16 protein-coding genes and 1 pseudogene are annotated in these 15,234 nt (G+C 36.1%); 14 read left to right on the top strand and 3 right to left on the bottom strand.

Annotation, left to right across the window (positions count from 1 at the left end):
* The first annotated feature begins 50 nt into the window (after positions 1-50).
* The 9 genes from DHD80_RS18010 to DHD80_RS18050 all read left to right on the top strand — a co-directional run bounded on the left by DHD80_RS18010 (position 51) and on the right by DHD80_RS18050 (position 9,142).
* Positions 51-815 (top strand): SDR family NAD(P)-dependent oxidoreductase, encoded by a 765-nt coding sequence (locus DHD80_RS18010; protein ID WP_251742933.1) that lies wholly within the window; start codon positions 51-53, stop codon positions 813-815.
* Positions 816-963: 148 nt separating this feature from the next.
* Entirely contained in the window at positions 964-2,541 is a 1,578-nt protein-coding gene (locus DHD80_RS18015; protein WP_251742859.1) for an NADP-dependent glyceraldehyde-3-phosphate dehydrogenase, read from the top strand.
* Positions 2,542-2,549: 8 nt separating this feature from the next.
* Positions 2,550-3,554: a sugar kinase gene (locus tag DHD80_RS18020; RefSeq protein ID WP_251742860.1), complete on the top strand. Its 1,005-nt coding sequence runs from the start codon at positions 2,550-2,552 to the stop codon at positions 3,552-3,554.
* A gap of 65 nt (positions 3,555-3,619) precedes the next feature.
* Positions 3,620-4,291: a bifunctional 4-hydroxy-2-oxoglutarate aldolase/2-dehydro-3-deoxy-phosphogluconate aldolase gene (locus DHD80_RS18025; RefSeq protein WP_251742861.1), complete on the top strand. Its 672-nt coding sequence runs from the start codon at positions 3,620-3,622 to the stop codon at positions 4,289-4,291.
* Positions 4,288-5,274, top strand: coding sequence for a TRAP transporter substrate-binding protein (locus DHD80_RS18030; RefSeq protein ID WP_251742862.1), 987 nt, complete (start codon positions 4,288-4,290; stop codon positions 5,272-5,274). Before DHD80_RS18025 ends, DHD80_RS18030 begins: the two co-directional genes overlap by 4 nt.
* A 2-nt stretch (positions 5,275-5,276) precedes the next feature.
* Positions 5,277-5,744 carry a TRAP transporter small permease gene (locus DHD80_RS18035; protein WP_251742863.1) on the top strand — a complete coding sequence of 156 codons (468 nt, stop codon included), beginning with the start codon at positions 5,277-5,279 and terminating at the stop codon, positions 5,742-5,744.
* Entirely contained in the window at positions 5,741-7,030 is a 1,290-nt protein-coding gene (locus DHD80_RS18040) for a TRAP transporter large permease subunit (protein ID WP_251742864.1), read from the top strand. The genes DHD80_RS18035 and DHD80_RS18040 overlap by 4 nt, the downstream gene beginning before the upstream one ends.
* 88 nt (positions 7,031-7,118) lie before the next feature.
* Positions 7,119-8,114, top strand: a complete 996-nt coding sequence (gene fbp, locus DHD80_RS18045; protein ID WP_251742865.1) for a class 1 fructose-bisphosphatase — start codon at positions 7,119-7,121, stop codon at positions 8,112-8,114.
* 8 nt (positions 8,115-8,122) lie between these two features.
* Positions 8,123-9,142, top strand: a complete 1,020-nt coding sequence (locus DHD80_RS18050) for a LacI family DNA-binding transcriptional regulator (RefSeq protein ID WP_251742866.1) — start codon at positions 8,123-8,125, stop codon at positions 9,140-9,142.
* Positions 9,143-9,171: 29 nt separating this feature from the next.
* Here the strand turns inward: DHD80_RS18050 and DHD80_RS18055 are convergent, their stop codons facing one another.
* On the bottom strand, positions 9,172-10,209 hold the full coding sequence (locus DHD80_RS18055) for a formylglycine-generating enzyme family protein (RefSeq protein WP_251742867.1): 1,038 nt from the start codon (positions 10,207-10,209) through the stop codon (positions 9,172-9,174).
* 769 nt (positions 10,210-10,978) lie between these two features.
* Positions 10,979-11,131, bottom strand: a complete 153-nt coding sequence (locus tag DHD80_RS18060; RefSeq protein WP_251742868.1) for a hypothetical protein — start codon at positions 11,129-11,131, stop codon at positions 10,979-10,981.
* Positions 11,132-11,679: 548 nt separating this feature from the next.
* Here DHD80_RS18060 and DHD80_RS18065 point away from each other — a divergent pair.
* The 4 genes and pseudogenes from DHD80_RS18065 to DHD80_RS18080 all read left to right on the top strand — a co-directional run bounded on the left by DHD80_RS18065 (position 11,680) and on the right by DHD80_RS18080 (position 14,190).
* Positions 11,680-12,027 (top strand): Arm DNA-binding domain-containing protein, encoded by a 348-nt coding sequence (locus DHD80_RS18065; protein ID WP_251742869.1) that lies wholly within the window; start codon positions 11,680-11,682, stop codon positions 12,025-12,027.
* A gap of 90 nt (positions 12,028-12,117) precedes the next feature.
* Positions 12,118-12,648: a hypothetical protein gene (locus DHD80_RS18070; protein ID WP_251742870.1), complete on the top strand. Its 531-nt coding sequence runs from the start codon at positions 12,118-12,120 to the stop codon at positions 12,646-12,648.
* 684 nt (positions 12,649-13,332) lie between these two features.
* On the top strand, positions 13,333-13,662 hold the full coding sequence (locus DHD80_RS18075) for a multidrug efflux SMR transporter (RefSeq protein WP_251742871.1): 330 nt from the start codon (positions 13,333-13,335) through the stop codon (positions 13,660-13,662).
* Positions 13,663-13,731: 69 nt separating this feature from the next.
* Positions 13,732-14,190: pseudogene (locus DHD80_RS18080) on the top strand (GNAT family N-acetyltransferase).
* 243 nt (positions 14,191-14,433) lie between these two features.
* Here DHD80_RS18080 and DHD80_RS18085 read toward each other — a convergent pair.
* On the bottom strand, positions 14,434-14,820 hold the full coding sequence (locus DHD80_RS18085; RefSeq protein ID WP_251742872.1) for a DUF302 domain-containing protein: 387 nt from the start codon (positions 14,818-14,820) through the stop codon (positions 14,434-14,436).
* Positions 14,821-14,928: 108 nt separating this feature from the next.
* On the opposite strand from DHD80_RS18085, the gene DHD80_RS18090 reads away from it, so the two are divergent.
* On the top strand, positions 14,929-15,210 hold the full coding sequence (locus tag DHD80_RS18090; RefSeq protein ID WP_251742873.1) for a hypothetical protein: 282 nt from the start codon (positions 14,929-14,931) through the stop codon (positions 15,208-15,210).
* Positions 15,211-15,234: the final 24 nt, after the last annotated feature.

The raw sequence follows: 15,234 nt of genomic DNA on the forward strand, positions 1-15,234 counted from the left end.
GGATTATGGTGATATGGATAAAGTAGCAGTTGACGAATTGAAATAAAGAAATTATGGACTTATTTAAATTAGAAGGAAAAACAGCTTTAGTAACCGGTTGTAAACGCGGAATTGGTTTTGCCATGGCCGAAGCTTTGGCCGAAGCCGGTGCCGATATCCTTGGCGTTTCAGCCAGCCTGGAGCCTAAAGGTTCAAAAATTGAAAAAGCCGTTCAGGCTAAAGGCAGGAAATTTAAAGGCTATCAATGTGATTTTTCAGATAGAAAGTCCCTGTATGCATTTATTGAAAAGCTAAAATCAGAGAATCCACAGATTGATATCCTGGTTAATAATGCAGGTACAATTATGCGGAAACCTGCAGCAGAACATCCCGATGAATACTGGGACAAAGTGATTGAGGTAAACCAAAATGCCCAATTTATCCTTTCAAGAGAGCTCGGCAAGGAAATGATAAAAAGAGGGAGTGGGAAAGTGATTTTTACGGCTTCACTTTTAACTTTTCAGGGAGGAATTACCGTACCAGGCTATGCGGCTTCAAAAGGAGCGATAGGTCAATTAACAATGGCTTTGTCCAACGAGTGGGCTTCTCATGGCGTACAGGTAAATGCCATCGCACCCGGCTATATAGCAACCGATAATACCCAGGCCTTAAGAGACAATGAAGAGCGAAGTGAGGCTATACTTGCAAGGATCCCTGCGGACCGGTGGGGTGAGCCCAAAGATTTTAAAGGTCCCATTATTTTTCTGGCTTCCAAGGCCAGTGATTATATGAGCGGTGCAATTCTTACCATTGACGGGGGTTGGATGGGTAGATAATCTTATTCATTATCATTGAATAATAGATTATATTCTACATATCAAACAAGAGTAAGTAATAATCATAGTATGCTGGTTTTTTCTAAATCTGGCATACTATTGATTTCTCAGAACTATAACGAATACCAAACCATATAAAACCAAAATTATGTCAATACCCACGGAATTTCAAATATCAGAAGGCTTGCACCAGGAAACTTATCTTTCCAATGGTGAACTTCTCCAATGGAAAGGAAAACAAGATGAGGTCTATTCAACAATTTCCTCAACAGAGGACTATAAACCAACCTTGTTAGGAACCGTGCCACATATGGATGAGAGTTCCGCTCTGGAAGTTTTAGAAGCTGCCACCAAGGCTTTCGCCAAAGGACAAGGAGATTGGCCAACTATGAAAGTGGCCGATAGGATAGCCTGTATGGAAAATTTTGTTGAACAGATGAAAACCAAAAGGGAAAAGGTTGTAAAATATTTGATGTGGGAAATTGGAAAATCCCTGCCAGATTCCCGAAAAGAATTTGATCGTACTGTTGATTATATAATAGATACCATTGCAGATTATAAGCAACTGGATCGAGATAGCGCTAAATTTCATGAAAAAGATGGGGTCTATGCCCATATTCGACGCGGGCCTCTAGGAGTAGTTTTATGTTTAGGACCTTATAATTATCCTCTAAATGAAACATTTGCGTTATTGATCCCGGCTTTGATCATGGGTAACACAGTGGTATTTAAACCTGCAAAACATGGGGTTTTATTATTGTCCCCATTATTGGAGGCTTTTCGAAGTGCTTTTCCGAAGGGAGTAGTTAATGTCATTTACGGAAGGGGAAGGGAAGTTGCCGCTCCAATAATGAAAACCGGGAAGATTGATGTTTTAGCTTTAATTGGAAATAGTAAATCGGCTATTGTATTACAGGATCAACATCCCCATAAAAACAGGCTTAGACTCGTTTTGGGATTAGAAGCAAAAAATCCAGGAATTATTTTACCTGATGCAGACCTTGATCTTGCTGTTGAAGAATGTATTTCCGGTACCCTTTCCTTTAACGGACAACGTTGTACCGCTTTAAAAATTCTTCACGTTCACGAAGATATTCAGGAGGAGTTCAATAAACGTTATGCAAAACGGGTAGATGAGTTAAAATTCGGAAATCCCTGGGATGAAAATGTGATGCTTACGCCACTACCGGAACCCGATAAACCGGCATATATTCAAGAATTGATAGATGATGCTAAAAAGCATGGCGCCAAAATCCTTAATAAAAGGGGAGGAGAGACAACCGATAATTATATTTTTCCGGCAGTTCTTTATCCTGTGACTGAAGAAATGCGGGTTTATAAGGAAGAACAGTTTGGACCGGTAGTTCCTATAAAACCTTTTAATTCTATTGAAAAATTGCTCGATGAAATTTCCGATTCCAATTATGGCCAGCAAGTGAGTTTATTCGGAACCGGAATTGAAAAGATCGCTCCACTTATTGATACTTTGGTGAATCTCGTATGCCGTGTAAACCTTAATAGTTCCTGCCAGCGGGGGCCAGACGTTTTTCCATTTACCGGTAGAAAAGATTCCGCGGTTGGTACTTTAAGTGTCCATGATGCTTTGCGTTCATTTTCAATTAGAACTTTCGTGGCGAGTAAAGACAAAGCTTATAACAATCAAATCTTGAAAAAATTATTGGATAGTAAAAGTTCCAATTTTGTAAGTACAGATTATTTATTATAAACCCTATTATGAGTAAAGTAGTCACATTTGGAGAAGTTCTTATGCGTTTGTCCCCTTCGGAAAACCGAAAGTTGCGACAATCTCATCAATTGGAATTCTTCTTTGGCGGAACCGAGATGAATGTGGCGGCATCTTTGGTCAATTTTGAAATGAGGGTGCAGCAAGTAACCGCAGTTTCAAAAGATTTTGTCGGAGATTCTGCAATTGCTGCGATGAGACATCTTGGAATAGAAGTATCTACGGTGACCAAAGTAGATCACCCATTAGGACTTTATTTTCTGGAAATTGGGGCGGGAATGCGCCCCAGCCAGATTTCCTATAACCGACTTAATGCGGCCTTTGCCAATATAGATCCAGATACCATTAACTGGGAAGAAATATTGGAAGATGGCAGTTATTTTCATTGGACGGGTATTACTCCGGGAATTTCAGAAGCAGCTTATCGAACTTTAAGAAATGGACTGGAGATTGCCCAGAAAAAAGGCATAACAGTTACCGCAGACCCTTCTTATCGCAGCAATCTTTGGAAGTATGGAAAAGATGGTCAGCAGGTATTAGCCGAGCTTACGGGGCTTTCAAATATTTTTATTGGTGGTGTTAACGAGATCAATGAGATCTTAAAAACCGATTTTGAATTTACCGAAAACGGGTTTGTTGAGGCCAGTAAAAGGCTTATTAATACTTATCCTTCAATAGAAAAAGTTTTCGATAAGGTGAGGACGGGCGTTAGTGCTTCCTGGCAAAAAATCTATGCACAGGCCTGGACCGGAACTGAGTATATCACTACTGTAGAGCTGGAAATATCTAATGTAATAGATCGTATTGGCACCGGAGATGCTTATGCTGCCGGAATTATTTATGGTCTTAAAAATTATGAAGACCAAAAAACTCTGGAATTTGCGAATGCAGCTTGTGCTTTAAAACATACTATTTTGGGAGATAACAATTTGGTGAAGGTGAATGACGTATTGGAAATACTGGAAGGAAATACCCGAGGAAGGATAAAACGATAAGGAAAGATCTCGCAGGATTTTAAATCTATGAGGTTTAAAGATTTTTAAACTTAAGAATAATACAGATGGCAATATTTACAAGAATAGAAGTGGCTCAGACCACTAAAGAAACGGGAATTGTTCCAGTATTCTATCATAAAGATTTAGAAACCTGTAAAAAAGTAGTTAAAGCCTGCTACGATGGCGGAGCACGTGTTTTTGAATTTACTAATCGTGGTGATTATGCCCATGAGGTTTTTGGAGAACTCAATAAATATGTGAAGGAAAATTTTAAAGAAATGATTTTGGGTGTGGGATCGGTAATCGATTCTGGAACAACTTCCTTATATCTCCAATTGGGAGCAAATTTCATTGTATCACCAATTATAAATGCTGAGATGGCCAAAACCTGTAATCGAAGAAAAGTTGCCTGGATGCCGGGATGTGGTTCGGTTACAGAAATTTCTTATGCCGAAGAACTTGGGGCTGAAGTGGTGAAAATATTCCCCGGTAGCCAGGTAGGAGGTCCTTCTTTTGTAAAAGCCGTAAAAGGACCATTGCCATGGTCAAGTATAATGCCTACCGGAGGCGTTAGCCCAACCAAAGAAAACCTTACTGAATGGTTTGAAGCCGGGGTGCATTGTGTAGGAATAGGATCTAAGCTTTTTATAAAAAAAGAGGATAATTTTTTTGATTATGAAGCGATTACCCAAAAAGTTGCATCGGCCATAACTATAACAGAAAGTCTCAAAAAATGAATTATATAAAAATACTTTGTGTTTTATTAGTAGGTTCTTTTATCCTGTTGTTTGCGAGTTGTGAAGCAGAAAAAAAGACTACAATTATTAAGCTGGGACACGGGCTGGATATAACTCATCCAGTTCATAAAGGCATGATGTTTATGGCCAAACGCTTAAAGGAGAAATCTGCTGGAAGCATGCAAATTGATATCTACCCGAATCAGCAACTTGGCTCAGAACGGGAATGTCTTGAATTGTTACAAATAGGTAGTCTGGGAATGACTAAAGTTTCTACTGCAATTATGGGAAATTTTGCTTCTGAATTAAAGGTATTCGGCCTTCCTTTCTTATTCAGGGACCGTGATCATCGTTTTGCAGTTATTGGAGGAAAAATAGGAGAGAAACTACTAAATGCCAGCCTCGATAAAAGATTAAAAGGACTCACTTTTTATGATGCAGGAAGTAGGAGCTTTTATAGCAAGACGCCAATTAAAGGACCGGAGGATCTTGAAGGGTTAAAATTACGAGTAATGGAGAGCCAAACAGCCATTCAAATGGTAAAATTATTGGGTGGTTCGCCTACTCCAATTTCTTCGGGGGAGCTATACACAGCTCTACAACAGGGAATTGTGGATGGTGCCGAGAATAACCCACCAACTTTTTACCTTACCAGGGATTATGAAGTTTGTAAATACTACATTTTAGATGAACATACGGCTATACCAGATGAACTGGTGATAGGCACACCTTTATGGAACAAACTAACTAAACAAGAACAAGAATGGCTCAAAGAGGCTGCTGTGGAATCAACCGAATATCAAAAGGAAATTTGGAGGAAAGCTGAGCTTCATGCACTTGAAGAAGTAAAAAAAGCCGGAGTAACTGTATTTGAAGCTAAAAAGGATGAATTCAAAGAATTGGTAAAACCTATGTATGTTGAATTCGCTTTAGATCCTAAAATGGAAATTCTCATAGAAGAGATACAAAATACAGAGCAATAATTATGAAGAAAAGTTTAGATAAAATATTGGGTGGGTTCTTAGTATTTCTCATGAGTATTATGGTGCTGGCAGTTTTATGGCAGGTGTTTTCAAGATATGTAATGCAATCTCCAAGTTCTGTAACTGAAGAGTTGGCCAGGTTTCTACTTATTTGGATTGGTATTCTCGGTGCAGCTTACACAGCCGGTCAGCAAGATCATCTGGCCATCAATCTGCTCGAAGAAAAATTGAATAAGCGAAACAGAAAGAGTTTGCGAATTGGAATAGATTTGCTTATTATTTTTTTCTGTATAGCCGCTTTAATTTTAGGGGGAGGAAATCTGGTATATGTAAATTATGATTTAGGACAAATTTCTGCAGCTTTGGAAATTCCCTTATATATGGTTTATATGGTACTTCCTTTAAGTGGACTTATAATTCTAGCATATAAAATAAATGAAATTTTAAACCCTGAAAAGTATTTCGCATGATTTCAGAAATTTTGATACTCGTTATTTCATTTATTGTTCTATTAGCTATTGGGGTACCCGTAGCTTGGTCTATTGGGCTGTCCTGTTTGTTTACCATGTTGGCGTCGTTAGATTCTTTAATCGCATTCACTACGGTGGCACAGCGAATGGCTACAGGTTTGGACAGTTTTTCTTTGTTGGCTATTCCATTCTTTATTCTGGCGGGCCAAATAATGAATCAGGGTGGGATTGCCCAACGTCTTATTAATTTTGCCAAAGCCTTAATTGGTTCTCTGCCGGGGGGGTTGGTGTATGTAAACGTTATTGCAGCTATGTTGTTTGGGGCAATTTCCGGTTCAGCTGTAGCTGCGGCTTCTGCAATTGGTGGCATTTTGGGACCACCTATGGAAAAGGAAAACTACTCTAGAGAATTTGGGGCTGCTGTAAATGTTACAGCTTCAACCACGGGGTTGGTTATTCCGCCCTCTAATGTTCTTATTGTTTATTCTCTGGCTAGCGGAGGGGTTTCTATCGCTTCTCTTTTCCTGGCAGGTTATTTACCGGGTATTTTAATGGGATTGGCGCTTATGTTGGTAGCGGCAATTTGGATTAAGAAAAAGAAGTATCCTGCCGGTAACTCCAGTAGTTTTGGGAAGATTTTATCTACATTTTTAAAAGCGCTGCCTAGTCTCTTATTATTATTAGTAGTAATTGGAGGTATTGTTTCAGGAATATTTACGGCTACCGAAGCATCTGGAATTGCAGTATTATATTGTCTTATACTCTCTCTTATTTATAGAGAACTGGACAGAAAGATGCTATACAATGTATTTCTGAGTTCTGTAGGGACAACAGCCATCGTAATGTTACTAATCGCGACTTCTATGAGTATGTCGTGGGTAATGTCTTATGAAAATATACCACAATCTGTAAGTGAAGCGCTGCTCGCACTGAGTGATAATAAATATGTGATATTATTAATAATCAACTTATTACTATTGTTTGTAGGAACTTTCATGGATATGACTCCTGCAGTGCTCATTTTCACTCCTATTTTTTTACCAGTGATGGAAAATTTTGGGGTAGATCCAGTACATTTCGGAATTATTATGGTGATGAATTTATGTGTAGGCCTTTGTACTCCTCCTGTAGGATCTGTACTCTTTATTGGGGTTGGAGTCGCAAAAACTACAATACAAAAAGTGATAAAACCTTTATTGCCACTCTATTTGGTTATGGCAATAGTTTTGTTGTTAGTCACTTTTATACCCGCGATTAGTTTATGGCTACCAGGTTTATTTGAATAATATAAAAAACGTAAGTAAAGTAGTTCTTGGATTTTTTAACCATTACATCATCTCTTTAAAATTTTATAGAGGGATTAAATTTCACAAAATGGAAAGACATATCACCTTAGGGGAATTTATCATTGAAAATCAAAAAGATTTTCCATACGCGAAAGGGGAATTAAGCGCTCTTTTAAGCTCTATTCGTCTAGCTGGAAAGGTTGTGAACCAGCAAATAAATAAAGCTGGTTTAGCAGAAATTCTTGGGAAAGCTGGTAAAGAAAATGTGCAGGGAGAATCCCAAGCAAAGCTAGATGTTATGGCCAACGATGTTTTTGTAGATACTCTCCGAAATCGGGGTGAGATCTGTGGTTTAGCTTCAGAGGAACTTGAAGATTTTTTGGTTTTTGATGATGAAATCCATAAAAAAGCCAAATATGTAGTACTCATAGATCCTTTGGATGGCTCCAGTAATATTGATGCCAATATCACAGTAGGAACTATATTCAGTATTTACCGTAGAGTTTCTAAAGAGGGATCACCTGCGACCTTGGAAGACTTTTTACAGCCTGGAACAAAACAAGTGGCTGCAGGTTATCTAATATATGGGACTTCTACAATTTTGGTTTATACAACCGGCAAAGGAGTAAATGGTTTTACTTTTGATCCCGGCATTGGTTCTTTTTTCTTATCTCATCCTGCCATCATTTTTCCGCCAAAAGGAATTACATATTCTATAAATGAAGGGAATTATGTGCATTTTCCTGATGGTATAAAAAAATATATTAAATGGGTACAACAATTTGATGAAAAAGAAAATAGACCTTTTACTTCCAGATATACAGGTTCACTTGTGGCCGATTTCCATAGAAATATGCTTTTTGGGGGAATATTTCTCTATCCCGAAGGAACCACCGCGCCAAAAGGCAAATTACGTCTATTATATGAAGGCAATCCAATGGCTTTTTTAGCCGAACAGGCTGGTGGTAAAGCTACAGATGGTTTTAATCGGATTATGGAAATTGAACCAGAAGAACTGCACCAACGAGTACCTTTTATTTGCGGAAGTAAAGAAATGGTAGAAAAAGCTGAAGAGTTTTTATAAGATTTTAGATGGAAACAAGAATTACACTTAAAGAACTAGCAGCATCTCTAAATTTGTCAGTGAGTACTGTTTCTAAATCTCTTAATGATAGTACGGAAATTAGTCCCATTACAAAGCGACGAGTAACAGAATTGGCAACTCTAAAACGTTATGTCCCTAATAACATGGCGCAAAATTTAAGAGGAAAAAAAACAAAAACTTTAGGGATAATTATACCTAATATCTTTTCAGATTTTTTTGCTGAAGCTTTGAGTTCTATGGAAGAGCAATCTGATAAAAGAGGCTATAACATTATAATTTCTTTTACCAATGATTCGTTGGAAAAAGAAATAGAATGTATTAACAAGCTTATCCATAGGCGTGTAGATGGAATTATTATTTCTCCTACTCTTACAGAATCCCAGTTCGGAAGCTCCACACATCTAAATAAACTTTCTGAATATAATATTCCATTGGTTCTATTTGATCGTATTTTGGACAATGTTGCTTGTGATAAAGTTGGTTTAAACGAAAGCCTTTTGGCTGAAGAAGCCACCCTAGATTTATGTAAATTAGGATGTAAAAAAATTGCTTATTTTTCCAATATATCTAACACCAGCATCGGTAACCAGCGCATAAGTGGCTATAGCGACGCCATCAAAAAAATCAAAGGAAAAAAGCAGATTATCAATTTTCATAAAATAGATTTAAAAATTAGCTTAAAGCATCTTATTGGAACTAACAGCATAGACTCTATATTGGCAGATGATGGGTTATCATCCATTTTAATTGTAAAAAGCATTTTGGAATTGGGTTATAGAATTCCGGAAGATATATCTATGTTAAATTTTTCCAATGGAATTTTTAGCCACTATCTTAGTCCGTCTTTAACCGCAATTGATTCCAAGCCCATAGAACAGGGTAAAATAGCTGTAGATATATTAATTGATAGGATAGAGGACAGGCTCTCGCCTGAACTCCTTGATTTCAGATTAGAAGTTTCCCTAGTCCACAGGGAATCTACCCGCAGGTTAGTGCCAAGTATCTAATATCAAATATATCTTTGAGCCAAAGATTTTTATTTCAAATTCCTTTTGAGCATTTGTGGGGTGGCTATAGTTCTAAATCCTAAGTGCTCCTGGGACGAATCCGTGCTGTTTGCCATTCTAGCAGAAATTCGATAACTGGCGCAATAGGAAGCACTACATAAAAAAGATCCTCCTTTAATTACTTTTTCAGAGGTTTGGGAAGCATTAGGATTAAATGCCTGAGATGCTCCCTCAGGATTTTTAACCACTCCATCATTTTTTTGATTCTCGTAATAATTGACATTATACCAATCCCGGGTAAATTCCCATACGTTTCCAGCCATATCATATAATCCATAGGGGTTGGATGGATAAGATTTTACAGGTGCTTTATTTTCAAATCCATCTTCCTTGGTATTTGCGGTAGGAAACTCACCTTGCCAGGAATTTGCCATTTCAGAAAGATTTTCCATGTCTTTTCCCCAGGTAAAAATTGCATCTGGCTGGCCAGCCCTGGCGGCATATTCCCATTCTGTTTCAGTTGGCAAACGTTTTCCAGCCCATTTGGCATATGCCTGAGCGTCCTCAAAAGCAATATGAACCACGGGATAATTTTCCTTCCTATCAATAGAGCTTTCTGGCCCTTCCGGGTGTTTCCAGCTGGCACCAATAGTCCAGGCCCACCATTGTGAATAATCGTAAAGATTTGGAACGCTGCTTTTTGTCTTTTTAAAAGTAAGAGAACCTGGTTGTAGTATGGAATCATGAGGCTTAGAAGTACCTGGTGGCAGTTGTTTTTTCATTTCTTCCCAATCTATTTCCCTTTCAGCTACGGTAACATAACCTGTTTCATCTACAAATTTTTGAAATTCGGCATTGGTGACTTCTGTTTCATCCATAAAAAATCCGTCTACAACAACCTTGTGAGCAGGCTTTTCATGAGCCATAGCCATATCATCATTTGCCACCGCACCTTGTATAAATGTGCCCCCCGGTATCCAAACCATACCTTCGGGCGTAGCTATATCTGCTGGTTTTTCTACAATAAGGTTTAAAGCAATTTCATTTTTGGATGAACCATTGTTCATTAGTCCAGAATTTTCCTATTTTTTTTTGCAGGAAAATAAGAGCAAACAGCTAAATATGGCAATCATTAATCTTTGATAAAACATTCGGTTTTTTTAAATCAGAAATATGCTGAAAAGTAAGAATATTTATCCTTTTTCCAAGCATGCGAGCAGGACTTCAAATGATAAAGATACATAGACTTTTTCCTGACTATCTTTCAAACTTTGGAAGGGAAGAATGGTTAACCTATATATTTTTTCAAATAGTTTTATTTAAAAAATTAAGTCTTTTTAAAATAGGCTTAAGCATCAGGTTATGATATTAAATGAGTTTTTTTATTTTATTGATAAATAAGTTTTATCCAATTCTTCTTTTATAATTTTTAATTTTGTTACATCTTTCTCAGAAGACTACGAAGATACTATACCCTCTAATAATTAATTTGCTATAGCAGGAATGTAGTAATTTTGAAAGTAAGGGGCATAAAACAAAGTGTACATTATATTTTTGTCGAATTTATACCGTGAGTATTAGTGTTTTCAATACTTCAAAGCGATTTATCGTAAAGATAAATAAAAAACCAATTGTGCATTCTCTTTAATTAGCCTTTAATCGGCCTTTAATTAATTTGTCGATTACTGTCTCTAACCGGACATTACCTTTAAACCATCTAATAGCTTATAACCAATAAGTGCTTATTTGGCTATTTTTAGGCATTTAAGCACTTTTCTTGATTTATGCCGGCACTATATTGCTCAACCAGTCTAAAGGACAGCTTCCCCGCTTCTTTTATAAATTACTTTTATCTAAAATGTGCAAATTTAACAACTGGGTATAGGTTAGGGCATAGGATTTACGTAAAAAACAGTTGTTTTCGAGGATACTTAATGCCGGTTGCAGTTTGTTTTTTGCAGTTCCGTTGGACTTTATTTTTGTTTCCATGATTAAAGATTTTAGATTAAACAATATTTGAGTATAGACCAAACGGAAGAAAAATTTGAAAGTAAACATTTTGCGGGTTTACCTTTCGGTAATATTGTATGAATACCATATAATCCCTATTTCAAAAAATATCTATTAAAAACATCAAACTTAGTTGATCTCTAGAATAATGGTATTTGGAATCATTTTGTTAGATTTGTTGTACAGAAAGCCTAAATGGCTCTCGTTGATGTCTTAATTGATGTCCTATTTTGGAAATTAAGATATAAAGTACTGGTTTTTAAGGGAATGTAAATAGGGTTTTAACCCTGTCATCCCGACAACTTTGGTGTTAAGCAACACCATAAAATAGCTAATCTTATGAAAATCAGTGATTTTCATTTTTTCTGAAATCATAATATTAGCTTTAATATCAATTCATAGGTTACCTATTCGGTTACCTAAATAAGTATCAATTTTTTCACTAAATTGGTAATTCAATAGACTTGACTTTCGCAACGATTTGACTTTCGTAAAACAAATCGATTATTCACCTAAAGCGAGAGGACATGAAGACTTCAAAGACTTTTAGTATTCATTTTTGGCTAAGTACGGCCAAGAAAAAAGATGATTCAGCACCCATTTATGCCCGGATTACGGTTGATGGAAAACGCGCGGAAATCAGTTTAAAACGATCTATATCGGTTACCTATTGGGATACCCGTTCCAAACGTGCAAATTGGAGGGTTCCAGCTGGGAAAGCCCTGAATGTCTACTTAGACCAGGTTTATGCCGATTTGCTGGCTTGCCACAAACAACTTTTGGGAGAATCCAAATACGGGACAGCCCAGGCTATTAAAGCAAAGTATCTCGGGGAAGACGACCGCATCCCTTCTCGCAGCTTGCATAAACATTGATAATCAATAACAAAATTTGACGATAGTCAGAATTTGACGCAACCATATAAATGAATTCCCATCTACTAGATAAAATATAAAAGGGGACTTATGAAAAACAAAATTTATTTTATCACATTATTGTTAATCACTAGCTTAATATCTTCTTGCTCGTCTGATGATGATTTGAACTACCAAAATGATCTCGAAAATAGCCAAAAAGCTTGGTCGAATTTTAAAGAAACATCAAACAATTCGTATAAGTATGTGGTATCTGGGGGTTCTGTTTTTGCCACTTATGGATGGGAAACAACTGTAACAGTATTAAATGGAATAATAATTCAACGTGATTTTGCATATATGGGTAATCCAGAAAATATTCCGGAGGACCAATTAGAATGGACAGAAAATGAAAATGAAATAAATAGTCATGAATATTCAGGTGCTGCAGACGCTTTAACATTGGACGAAATCTATATTAAAGCCGAACAAGAATGGTTAATTAAAAGGCAGGATGCAACGACATATTTTGAATCAGAAAATAATGGATTAATCTCCACTTGTGGTTATGTTGAAAAAGGATGTATGGACGACTGCTTTATCGGAATTACAATTAAAAGTATAACGGCTTTAAAAAACTAACTTGAGCAACATATAAAATAGACCCCCCAACCGAATCGATTACCCCAGAAATGTGCATCTCTACCGATACAATTACTATTTTCAATAAAGGTAAATCGGATAACCATTTCCAGCAATGGAAGGTCAATAATTATGAAATTAATCATGACACCTATAAAACTTACTATACTTACAATACTCATTTGATTCTGAATGGCGAAGGACATACCTCCGCGGCAATCTTTAGAGTAAATGAAAATATTTTTTTAGTCACTTTTTATAATACTAAGGCCTTAAAAAATTATATTTTTATAGGAAACAGTAAGGTTATTTTCTCGCGTTTATCCCGGAAAATTCGGACAAACATTTATATTTGGGTGGATATAATACGTTGTGCAAAATTGTAACAGAAAGATTTGTAATAGAAACTGAAAAGTAAAGTTTATATATACCTCATGACTTAATAAACTTCCAATAAATGTAAATAAAAGATCAATAATTTTTTGAATTGTACTTCAGCATAACCATTTCATAACATTTCACTCAATCAACTTAAATTCTATTAATGAAAAAATCAATTTTAATTTTTGCAATTTTAATTTGTTTAAGCTGAATAAGAGCAAGAATTAAATAAGCCTCATTTTTTATCATTTGTTAAATTTTTCCTCATACCAAATTCAGACCTTTGTCTAAAATTTAGAAATAATGAATTGGGTATTGTTAATTATTGCAGGTTTGTTTGAAGTCGCCTTTGCCTTTTGTTTAGGAAAGGCTAAAGAAGCGTCGGGAAGTGAAATGTACTTTTGGTATGCAGGCTTTTTGGTTACGCTTTTTATCAGTATGGGACTTTTAATCAAAGCCACCCAAACTTTGCCAATTGGAACAGCTTATGCAATTTGGACGGGTATTGGAGCAGTCGGAACTGTTATAGTCGGTATAATGGTATTTAAAGAACCTGCAACATTTATGCGAATACTTTTTCTTACAACTTTAATAGGCTCAATCGTTGGACTTAAAGCCGTTTCAACTCATTAAACAAATACATTCAATATGAAAATGTCAATCAGAAAAATTTCAATAAAGGATATAAATGAATTACAATAGATTACTCACATTTTCCGAAACTTTTTATTCCGAAAACAGTGAAGAAAATATAAAAAAATATTTGGAAAATGGTTTTTCCATAGAGAAGATGGAATATGAATTAACTGACAAAAATGCTGAATTTTATTTTGCCGAACTTGATAGAAAGGTTATCGGATATTTAAAAGTAAATGTTGAAGAATCTCAAACCGTAATTAAAGTAAGAACGCACTTGAGATTGAACGGATTTACGTGCTAAAAGAATTTCACGGAAAAAAAGTTGGAAAAATGCTTTACGACAAAGCGATTGAATTGGCGAAAGAGAAAAATATTGACAATGTTTGGTTAGGAGTTTGGGAAGAAAACTTGAGAGCAATCCGATTTTATGAAAAAAATGGATTTGTAGCATTTGACAAACATATTTTTAAACTCGGAAATGACGAGCAAACCGACATAATGATGAAACTAAAACTGAATTAAAAAAAGGCTACAGCTAACAATGTATCGCAAATGGTGGGTTTCCTAGAAAAGAACTAAATTAATTTCGTTAAAAACAAAATCGTTAAGTCGACAGCCGCATCCAAAATTCCGCACCACTTGTGTTATGCAAGACCGTAAGACTGTCTAAAAAGTTTTCCTTCTAGGGAAAGTCATGATGGCGGCATCGGAATCTCCTGAATAGCCATGAACTCTCCTGTATCAATCGAATTAGAAAATAATATTTTAAATCTGGCTTATCACTTTTTCTAACTTATCTCCAATTTCTATGGCGATCTCTTCTAAATCTTTGTTTTGCACAGCCTGCATGGATGCCATAGGATTTACCGCGGCAACTTCTATTTTCCCATTATCCAATTCCTGGACAATTACATTACACGGTAACATAGTTCCTATTTTATCTTCCGCTTTTAAAGCTTTATGTGCATAAGGAGCGTTGCAGGCGCCCAAAATTTGATATTTCTTAAAATCGATATCTAGTTTCTTTTTCAAGGTTGCTGTAACATCAATTTCTGTTAAAACTCCAAAGCCTTCTTTTTCCAGTTCATCGGTAACTTTTTTAATTACTTTCTCAAATTCTCCAGTGATCGTTTTATTAAAATAATATTTCATAACTCTTCTTTTTTATGATTTCTTATAAAGATAAGGTTATATGAAGAGACCCTCGGTAACAAAGGTTACATGGAGTAGAAATGAAAACTTATATATTGGAAAAATTCTATGCTAGGAAAGCAATTCATAGCGATATTTCTGGTGATGGTTTTTTCAGGAAAACTTATCACTGTGGATACTGATATACTTAGTTTTATACTGGATGCTGATCAGGTAGTGCTGCTAAATCCTTTCTGTGAAAAGAAAAGTAATAATATTAAGGAAACAGACAGCTATTTTAAAACCTCCTCTCCGGTTCAAATACTGAAACTGGCCAGGACCTGTTCCAATAATTATCAGCTGGTTACCGAAAAAGAAATCCCTACAGTCTTCCCTTCCGATTATAAGTGATTTTTATACAGAAAACATCTGGTC

It is taken from the genome of Gramella sp. AN32 (assembly GCF_023718305.1).
Classification (GTDB): domain Bacteria; phylum Bacteroidota; class Bacteroidia; order Flavobacteriales; family Flavobacteriaceae; genus Christiangramia; species Christiangramia antarctica.

What these genes read in the sequence shown, in the direction of transcription:
- fbp (WP_251742865.1), top strand. Translation starts at nt 7,119, where the DNA reads ATGGAAAGACATATCACCTTAGGGGAATTTATCATTGAAAATCAAAAA.
- DHD80_RS18055 (WP_251742867.1), bottom strand. Translation starts at nt 10,209, where the DNA reads ATGAACAATGGTTCATCCAAAAATGAAATTGCTTTAAACCTTATTGTA.
- DHD80_RS18060 (WP_251742868.1), bottom strand. Translation starts at nt 11,131, where the DNA reads ATGGAAACAAAAATAAAGTCCAACGGAACTGCAAAAAACAAACTGCAA.
- DHD80_RS18035 (WP_251742863.1), top strand. Translation starts at nt 5,277, where the DNA reads ATGAAGAAAAGTTTAGATAAAATATTGGGTGGGTTCTTAGTATTTCTC.
- DHD80_RS18065 (WP_251742869.1), top strand. Translation starts at nt 11,680, where the DNA reads ATGAAGACTTCAAAGACTTTTAGTATTCATTTTTGGCTAAGTACGGCC.
- DHD80_RS18020 (WP_251742860.1), top strand. Translation starts at nt 2,550, where the DNA reads ATGAGTAAAGTAGTCACATTTGGAGAAGTTCTTATGCGTTTGTCCCCT.
- DHD80_RS18050 (WP_251742866.1), top strand. Translation starts at nt 8,123, where the DNA reads ATGGAAACAAGAATTACACTTAAAGAACTAGCAGCATCTCTAAATTTG.
- DHD80_RS18090 (WP_251742873.1), top strand. Translation starts at nt 14,929, where the DNA reads ATGCTAGGAAAGCAATTCATAGCGATATTTCTGGTGATGGTTTTTTCA.
- DHD80_RS18015 (WP_251742859.1), top strand. Translation starts at nt 964, where the DNA reads ATGTCAATACCCACGGAATTTCAAATATCAGAAGGCTTGCACCAGGAA.
- DHD80_RS18025 (WP_251742861.1), top strand. Translation starts at nt 3,620, where the DNA reads ATGGCAATATTTACAAGAATAGAAGTGGCTCAGACCACTAAAGAAACG.
- DHD80_RS18070 (WP_251742870.1), top strand. Translation starts at nt 12,118, where the DNA reads ATGAAAAACAAAATTTATTTTATCACATTATTGTTAATCACTAGCTTA.
- DHD80_RS18085 (WP_251742872.1), bottom strand. Translation starts at nt 14,820, where the DNA reads ATGAAATATTATTTTAATAAAACGATCACTGGAGAATTTGAGAAAGTA.
- DHD80_RS18075 (WP_251742871.1), top strand. Translation starts at nt 13,333, where the DNA reads ATGAATTGGGTATTGTTAATTATTGCAGGTTTGTTTGAAGTCGCCTTT.
- DHD80_RS18040 (WP_251742864.1), top strand. Translation starts at nt 5,741, where the DNA reads ATGATTTCAGAAATTTTGATACTCGTTATTTCATTTATTGTTCTATTA.
- DHD80_RS18030 (WP_251742862.1), top strand. Translation starts at nt 4,288, where the DNA reads ATGAATTATATAAAAATACTTTGTGTTTTATTAGTAGGTTCTTTTATC.